The sequence below is a fragment of the Pseudomonas sp. FG86 genome (genome assembly GCF_057808775.1).
The window spans coordinates 1-8,449 of record NZ_JBMDIS010000150.1 but is presented as its reverse complement, the minus strand read 5'-3'; the positions used below and the strand labels follow the sequence as shown (position 1 = coordinate 8,449).

Annotated in this window: 7 protein-coding genes; 6 read left to right on the top strand and 1 reads right to left on the bottom strand. The window is 61.6% G+C overall.

Going from position 1 to position 8,449, the window contains the following annotated elements; all coding sequences use genetic code 11:
* The 5 genes from ACODSV_RS35375 to ACODSV_RS35355 form a co-directional block, all read left to right on the top strand.
* On the top strand, window positions 1–274 hold a 274-nt coding region (locus tag ACODSV_RS35375; protein ID WP_489047447.1), incomplete at its 5' end, for a hypothetical protein.
* A gap of 13 nt (window positions 275–287) precedes the next feature.
* The gene (locus ACODSV_RS35370; protein ID WP_150056469.1) at window positions 288–1,811 is read left to right on the top strand and encodes a fumarate hydratase; all 1,524 of its coding nucleotides are present in this window, start codon (window positions 288–290) and stop codon (window positions 1,809–1,811) included.
* Between the two features lie 225 nt (window positions 1,812–2,036).
* Window positions 2,037–3,803 carry an ATP-binding protein gene (locus ACODSV_RS35365; RefSeq protein ID WP_150056252.1) on the top strand — a complete coding sequence of 589 codons (1,767 nt, stop codon included), beginning with the start codon at window positions 2,037–2,039 and terminating at the stop codon, window positions 3,801–3,803.
* Complete coding sequence (locus ACODSV_RS35360; RefSeq protein ID WP_024077184.1) at window positions 3,797–5,122, top strand: sigma-54-dependent transcriptional regulator; 1,326 nt, start codon at window positions 3,797–3,799, stop codon at window positions 5,120–5,122. Before ACODSV_RS35365 ends, ACODSV_RS35360 begins: the two co-directional genes overlap by 7 nt.
* Before the next feature lie 295 nt (window positions 5,123–5,417).
* Complete coding sequence (locus tag ACODSV_RS35355) at window positions 5,418–6,737, top strand: MFS transporter (protein WP_150055690.1); 1,320 nt, start codon at window positions 5,418–5,420, stop codon at window positions 6,735–6,737.
* Window positions 6,738–6,792: 55 nt separating this feature from the next.
* On the opposite strand, the gene ACODSV_RS35350 is transcribed toward ACODSV_RS35355, so the two are convergent.
* On the bottom strand, window positions 6,793–7,548 hold the full coding sequence (locus ACODSV_RS35350) for a COG4705 family protein (RefSeq protein ID WP_024077186.1): 756 nt from the start codon (window positions 7,546–7,548) through the stop codon (window positions 6,793–6,795).
* Between the two features lie 194 nt (window positions 7,549–7,742).
* Between ACODSV_RS35350 and ACODSV_RS35345 the strand changes: the two genes are divergently transcribed.
* On the top strand, window positions 7,743–8,375 hold the full coding sequence (locus ACODSV_RS35345; protein ID WP_150056449.1) for a flavin reductase family protein: 633 nt from the start codon (window positions 7,743–7,745) through the stop codon (window positions 8,373–8,375).
* Window positions 8,376–8,449 lie beyond the last annotated feature (74 nt).

The window sequence follows — 8,449 nt, the reverse complement described above, 5'->3', positions numbered from 1 at the left end:
GGGGCTGCTGCGCAGCCCAACGCGGGGCAAGCCCGCTCGCCACAACAAGCCCGCTACTGTTTGCTCGTTCTATCTCTTAACTGACAGGCATTCGGGCTTGCCACAGAGTTTGACCATCGTCGGGTGTATCGGCCACCACGCCGGGTTATACTGCCGCGCCTTTTTAGCGTCGCGCCAACAATACCTGCTCTTCTTGGCGACGCGCCTTGGAAAGGTGGTTTCAGCCGACCGATGCACTTCACTGAAGCCACCTTTATTGAATGTTCCCTTATAGAGGAGCGCGACTCATGACCGTGATCAAGCAAAACGACCTGATTCAGAGCGTTGCCGACGCCCTGCAATTCATTTCCTACTACCACCCCGTTGACTTCATCCAAGCGATGCACGAAGCCTATCTGCGCGAAGAATCGCCAGCGGCCCGCGACTCCATCGCGCAGATCCTGATCAACTCGCGCATGTGCGCCACCGGCCATCGCCCGATCTGCCAGGACACCGGTATTGTCACCGTGTTCGTGCGCGTGGGCATGGATGTACGTTGGGATGGCGCCACCATGGGCCTGGACGACATGATCAACGAAGGTGTGCGTCGCGCCTACAACCTGCCGGAAAACGTCCTGCGTGCATCGATCCTCGCCGACCCGGCAGGCGCGCGCAAGAACACCAAGGACAACACCCCCGCAGTCATCCACTACTCCATCGTCCCGGGTAACACCGTGGAAGTGGACGTGGCGGCCAAAGGCGGTGGTTCCGAGAACAAGTCGAAGATGGCCATGCTCAACCCGTCCGACTCGATCGTCGACTGGGTGCTCAAGACCGTTCCGACCATGGGCGCCGGCTGGTGCCCACCGGGCATGCTCGGCATCGGCATTGGCGGCACCGCCGAGAAAGCCGCGGTGATGGCCAAGGAAGTGTTGATGGAATCCATCGACATCCACGAGCTGAAAAAGCGCGGCCCGTCCAACCGTATCGAAGAGATGCGCCTGGAGCTGTTCGAGAAGGTCAACCAACTGGGCATCGGCGCCCAGGGCCTGGGCGGCCTGACCACCGTGCTCGACGTGAAGATCATGGACTACCCGACCCACGCCGCTTCGCTGCCGGTGTGCATGATCCCCAACTGCGCCGCCACCCGTCACGCGCACTTCGTGCTCGACGGTTCGGGCCCGGCGTCGCTGGAGGCGCCACCGCTGGACGCCTACCCGGAAATCGTCTGGGAAGCCGGCCCTTCGGCCCGTCGCGTCAACCTCGACACCCTGACCCCGGAAGACGTGCAGAGCTGGAAGCCGGGCGAAACCGTGTTGCTCAACGGCAAGATGCTCACCGGTCGCGACGCCGCGCACAAGCGCATGGTCGAGATGCTGAACAAGGGCGAAGCCCTGCCGGTGGACCTCAAGGGTCGCTTCATCTATTACGTCGGCCCGGTTGATCCCGTGCGCGAAGAAGTGGTTGGCCCTGCCGGCCCGACCACCGCAACGCGGATGGATAAGTTCACCCGCCAGATCCTCGAGCAAACAGGCCTGCTGGGCATGATCGGCAAATCCGAACGCGGCCCGGCCGCCATCGAAGCGATCAAGGACCACAAGGCCGTGTACCTGATGGCCGTCGGCGGCGCTGCTTACCTGGTAGCGCAAGCCATCAAGAAGTCGCGTGTGGTGGCTTTCGCCGAACTGGGCATGGAAGCGATCTACGAGTTCGACGTGAAAGACATGCCGGTCACCGTGGCGGTGGACAGCAAGGGCGAATCCGTCCATATCACCGGTCCTGCCATCTGGCAGAAAAAGATCAGTGAAAGCCTGGCGGTGGAAGTGCAGTAAGCACTTTCCCCGCAAGGATAAAGGCGACTGCGGCGATAAGCCCGGTCGCCTTTTTTTCTGACTGCCGATTGCCCTTTGGCAATCGAGGCGGTCACGGGCGACCAGGCGTCCTGTGGCGAGCGGGCTTGCCACAACAAGCCCTCTAGCCACCGTAGCCTCTCCCACCACAAGATCCAGGCAGCTCATGCTATGGTGCTCCCCCTTACTGTGCCTGTTCATCATCGTATGATCGTGATCCCTCGCCCGCTGCGCCTGACCTTCTATTCCCTGCTCATCATCGCCGGTGCACTGCTGGCCGCTGCCCTGGCCACGCGCCACGCCGAACGCGTGGCCCTGGTGGACGATGCCGCCCGCGCCAACCAGCAACTCGCGTTGTACGCCAACTCCCTGCACACCTTGATCGAACGCTACCGCGCCCTGCCCGCCGTACTGGCCTTGGACTCGGAAATGATCAGCGCCTTGAAAGGCCCGCTGGATGCCACCACCCAGGACATGCTCAACCGCAAACTGGAACGCATCAACGGTGCCGCCCAGTCTTCCACCCTGGAGTTGATGGACCGCACCGGCCTGGCCGTGGCCGCCAGTAACTGGAACCTGCCCAGCAGTTATGTCGGACACAACTACGCGTTTCGGCCTTACTTCAGCCAGACCCAAAGCCAGGGCACCGGGCGTTTTTATGCGGTCGGGGTGACTACCGGGGTGCCGGGGTACTTCCTCTCCAGTGCGGTGCTCGATGAACATGAGCAGTTCCTCGGCGCCATGGTGGTCAAGCTGGAATTCCCCGAGCTTGAACGCGAGTGGGCCCAGGGCAATGACCTGCTGCTGGTCAGCGACGCGCGCGGTATCGTGTTTATCGCCAACCAGCCCGGCTGGCGTTATCGCAACCTGCGCCCGCTGTCGGCCAGCGACCTGGCCGAACTCAAGGCCACCCGCCAATACGACAAGAAACAATTGCAGCCCCTGGAAACCCAGGCGTTGCAACGCTTCGACGACAACAGTCACCTGATGCGCGTCAACGGACCTGACGGCAACGCCAACTACATCTGGGAATCCTTGCCGCTGAAGGCCGAGGGCTGGACCCTGCACCTGCTGCGCAAGCCCCAATTCGCCTTTGAAGACCAACGCAACGCCGGCCTGGCCGCCGCTGGCTCATGGCTGGCGCTGGTGTTCCTGGTGCTGTTCCTGACCCAGCGCTGGCGCCTGGCCCGCTTGCGGCAGCGCAGCCGCGAAGAGCTCGAACAGCTTGTGGAGGAGCGTACCCAGGCGCTGCGCACCGCTCAGGACGGCCTGGTGCAATCGGCCAAATTGGCGGCGCTGGGGCAGATGTCTGCCGCCCTCGCCCATGAAATCAACCAACCGCTGACCGCCCAGCGCATGCAGTTGGCGACCCTGCGCCTGCTGCTTGACCACGGCCGTATAGACGATGCCTACAAGGCCCTGACCCCACTGGACGATATGCTCACACGCATGGCCGCGCTGACCGGCCACCTCAAGACCTTCGCGCGCAAGAGCCCCAGCGGCCTGCGCGAACGCCTGGACCTGGCCACCGTAGTCGATCAGTCCCTGCACCTGCTCGACGCGCGCCTGCGCGATGAAGGCATCGGCACCCTGCTGGACCTGACCCGCCCCGCCTGGGTACGCGGCGATGCGATCCGCTTGGAACAGGTACTGATCAACCTGCTGCGCAACGCCCTGGATGCGATGGCGAACAAGCCGCGCAAACGCCTCGAAATCCACCTGCACGCTGATGAGCAGCTGTGGCGACTGACCGTCAGCGACAGCGGTGGCGGCATTGCCGAAGAACACCTGAACAGCGTGTTCGACCCCTTCTTCACCACCAAGCCGGTGGGAGACGGCCTCGGGTTGGGGTTGGCGGTTTCCTACGCTATCGTGCACGAACTGGGCGGGCGCCTGATCGCCGGCAACCGTGGCGACGGCGCCGTCTTCACCCTGACCCTGCCTATCGCACTGGAGACACCCGACCTATGTTGAATGCGGTGATTGTGGTCGATGACGAAACCAGCATTCGCACGGCCGTCGAGCAATGGTTGAGCCTGTCGGGATTTGAAGTGCAGCTTTTCAGCCGTGCCGAAACGTGCCTGGCGCAGTTGCCCAAGGATTTTCCCGGGGTGATTCTGAGCGACGTGCGCATGCCCGGGCTCAGCGGCCTGGAGCTGCTGGCCGAAGTGCAGCGCCGTGATGCCGACTTGCCGGTGATATTGCTCACCGGCCATGGCGACGTACCGATGGCCGTCGAAGCGATGCGCGACGGTGCCTACGATTTCCTGGAAAAACCCTTCAGCCCCGATGCGCTGCTCAACAGCCTGCGCCGCGCGCTGGACAAACGTGGGCTGATTCTCGAAAACCGTCGCCTGCATCAACAGGCCGACCACCGGGAGAAACTGGAGAACAGCCTGCTGGGGGTGTCCCGAAGTTTGCAAAACCTGCGACGCCAGGTGCTGGACCTGGCGACGTTGCCGGTCAATGTGCTGATCCGTGGCGAAACCGGTAGCGGCAAGGAAATGGTCGCCCGCTGCCTGCATGATTTTGGTCCTCGGGCGAAGAAGCCGTTTGTGGCGCTCAATTGCGCGGCGATCCCAGAGCAGCTGTTTGAAGCCGAGTTGTTCGGCCACGAAAGCGGTGCATTCACCGGCGCCCAGGGCAAGCGCATCGGCAAGCTGGAATACGCCCACGGCGGCACCCTGTTCCTGGATGAAATCGAAAGCATGCCCCTGGCCCAGCAAGTGAAATTGCTACGGGTGCTGCAGGAGCAAAAGCTGGAGCGGCTCGGCTCCAACCAAAGCATCCACGTCGATTTGCGCATCATCGCCGCCACCAAGCCGGACCTGCTGGAAGAGGCTCGCGCCGGGCGCTTTCGCGAAGACCTGGCCTACCGGTTGAACGTCGCACAACTGCGCCTGCCACCGCTGCGTGAGCGCCGCGAAGATATTCCCTTGCTGTACGAGCACTTTGCCCAGAGCGCCGCCGAACGCCTGGGCCGCAGTGCCGAGCCATTGAGCGGCCCGCAACTGGGACGCCTGCTCAGCCATGACTGGCCGGGCAATGTGCGCGAACTGGCCAACGTCGCCGAACGTCAGGTCCTGGGGCTGGGCGATCCGGAACCCGAGGGCATCGAGGTCGGGCAATCGCTGGCGGCGCAGCAGGAGGCGTTCGAGGCGCACTGCCTGAAAGCCGCGCTGGCGCGGCACAAGGGCGATATCAAGGCGGTGCTGGCCGAGTTGCAACTGCCGCGCCGTACCTTCAATGAAAAGATGCAGCGCCATGGGTTGGTGCGGGAGATGTTTCTCTAGGCGAATCCTTGTGTTGACTCGCAGGCCGCTATCGGGGGCAAGCCCCCTCCCACACTTGAGCGTGTTCACAGATCAAAATGTGGGAGGGGGCTTGCCCCCGATGAGGCCTGCAGCGATAAGCGGATTTCCGCTCACCCCCCTTAAAACCATCAGCGACTTTCCGCTCAAAAAATCCGCCAAACCCCTCTAGACCGGGCGTTCATCCAGCTGGCACAGCTCCTGCTATAGCTCGAGCCAGGCTGCGTTCGCTTTGCTCACGCCGCTCCATAAAAACAACTAGATGAAGGATCCTTCAATGGATAACTCCAACGCCCTGCCTCTGAGGTCGGCGGCCGCGCCGACAAAAGAGCGCACCACTTCCAGCCGGATCAAGTCGATTTTCAGCGGCTCTGTCGGCAACATGGTCGAGTGGTACGACTGGTACGTCTACGCCGCTTTCTCGTTGTACTTCGCAAAAACCTTTTTCCCGAAAGGCGACACCACCGCCCAACTGCTCAATACCGCCGCGATCTTCGCCGTGGGCTTCCTGATGCGCCCGATCGGCGGCTGGCTGATGGGCCTGTACGCCGACAAAGTGGGGCGTAAAAAGGCCTTGATGGCCTCGGTGTACCTGATGTGTTTCGGCTCGCTGCTGATTGCCCTGAGCCCGAGCTATGAAGTCATCGGTATCGGCGCGCCGATCCTGCTGGTATTTGCCCGTTTGCTGCAGGGCCTGTCGGTCGGGGGCGAATACGGCACCTCCGCCACCTACCTCAGCGAGATGGCAACCAAGGAGCGTCGTGGTTTCTACTCCAGCTTCCAATACGTGACCCTGATCTCTGGCCAGCTCATCGCTCTGGCCGTACTGATCGTGCTGCAACAATTGCTGACCACCGAGCAGTTGTATGCCTGGGGCTGGCGCATCCCGTTCGCCATCGGCGCCCTGTGCGCGGTCGTGGCGCTGTACCTGCGTCGTGGCATGGAGGAAACCGAGTCGTTCACCAAGAAGGAAAAAGCCAAGGAAAGCGCAATGCGCACCTTGATGCGCCACCCCAAGGAACTGATGACCGTGGTCGGCCTGACCATGGGCGGTACCCTGGCCTTCTACACCTACACCACCTACATGCAGAAGTACCTGGTGAACACCGTCGGCATGAGCATCTCCGACTCCACCACCATCTCGGCGGCCACGCTGTTTCTGTTCATGTGCCTGCAACCCCTGGTCGGTGGGCTGTCGGACAAGATCGGCCGTCGGCCGATCCTGATCGCATTCGGTATCCTCGGCACCCTGTTCACCGTGCCGATCCTCACCACCCTGCACACCATCCAGACCTGGTGGGGCGCGTTCTTCCTGATCATGGCGGCACTGATCATCGTCAGCGGCTACACCTCGATCAACGCGGTGGTGAAGGCCGAGCTGTTCCCGACTGAAATCCGCGCGCTGGGCGTGGGCCTGCCGTATGCACTGACCGTGTCGATCTTCGGCGGTACCGCTGAATACATCGCGCTGTGGTTCAAGAGCATTGGCATGGAAACCGGTTATTACTGGTACGTGACGGCCTGTATCGCGGTGTCTCTGGCGGTCTATGTGACCATGAAGGACACCCGCAAGCATTCGCGGATTACCACGGACTAACCGCTGGATGCAGTAGAAAATGTGGGAGGGGGCTTACCCCCTCCCACATTTGGCATCAGGACAACTCTGCCACTTCGCGCCGCACATAGCGTCGCTGTGCGTACGACGCCCCGACAATCATCACCACCAGCACCGCCGCCAACACCGCCGACGAACCGATGGTGCCGAAGTCCAACCCGCCCTTTTCGTGGGGCTTGGTCAGGAAATCGCCCAGGGTCGCACCAAATGGCCGAGTCAGCACGAAGGCCACCCAGAACAACAACACCGACGAAATCCGCGTGAAGTACTTGAGCGCCACCACCGCTGCGATGGTGGAGCCAATCAACAACGCGCCACCGGCGAAGCCGAGCCCGGAATCATCCGCCAGGAAGTCGCCCAGCGCGGTCCCCAGGGTGTTGGAGAACAGGATCGCCATCCAGTAGAACAACTCTCCCCGGAAGGTCTGCACCTTGTTCACGTTCAGCGAGTCGCCACTGAGGTGCCACAACGCAAAGATGATCATCAAAATCACGATCAGGATCATCGACCCCGTGGCATAACCCAGGCCCAGGCTGCGGTCCATGAAGTCCGACATGGTGGTGCCGGCAGTGCTGGTGGACAGGATCACAATCCAGTACAGCACCGGGTTGTAGGCTTTCGACCAGAGTTGCGTCACCAGGGTAACCAGGAACACGCTGATCAGGATCATCGAGCTGATGGCGTAGCCAACGTTCAGGGTCATCGACAGCAAGTCCCCGGCGGTTTCGCCCAGGGTGGTTGCGCAGATTTTCATGACCCAGAACGCCAGGGTGATCTGAGGAAGTTTGTTCATTGGGGGGCAAGGCTCCGAAGCTCAGTCTGTCAAATAGCCGACTTATAGGGGGTGTCGACGTTGCGCGCAGACTGAACGGGGCGCTGTGAAAAATAGGTGGGCGTTGAATGAAAATTCCATAGGGCCAATGGAAATTCACTGCCGTGGATTGCACTATGGCTACCTTCCCGAACCCCGCAGCAGGAACCCCGGCCATGCCTGACGATATCTATTTCTACGAACCCGCCAACGGCCACGGCCTGCCCCATGACCCGTTCAATGCCATCGTCGGTCCACGGCCGATTGGCTGGATCTCCTCACACGACAGCAACGGCCGCCTGAACCTGGCACCCTACAGTTTCTTCAACGCGTTCAACTACATTCCGCCGATCATTGGTTTTTCCAGTGTCGGGCGCAAAGACAGCCTGAACAATATCGAACAGACCGGCGAGTTTGTCTGGAACCTGGCCACCCGCCCGTTGGCCGAGCAGATGAACCAGAGTTGCGCGGCGGTAGGACCAGAGGTGAACGAATTCGAGTTGTCCGGGCTGACACCGGTGGCTTCGAAGATCGTGAGCGTTCCGCGGGTGGGCGAGAGCCCGGTATCGTTCGAGTGCAAGGTCACGCAGATCATCCAACTGCAACGGGCTGACAAGCAACGGGTGCCAAGCTGGCTGGTGCTGGGCGAAGTGGTCGCGGTGCACATTGCCAAATGGTTGCTCAAGGATGGGGTGTACGACACCGCCGCCGCCGAGCCGATTTTGCGCGGCGGTGGCCCGGCGGATTACTTTCAACTGGGCCCTGAGGCGCTGTTCAAAATGTACCGCCCAGGCGCTACCAAACCCTGACTGAAATACAGTCAAAAAAGTGGGAGGGGGCTTGCCCCCGATAGCCATGGGTATCTACACAATGTTGTATTAGC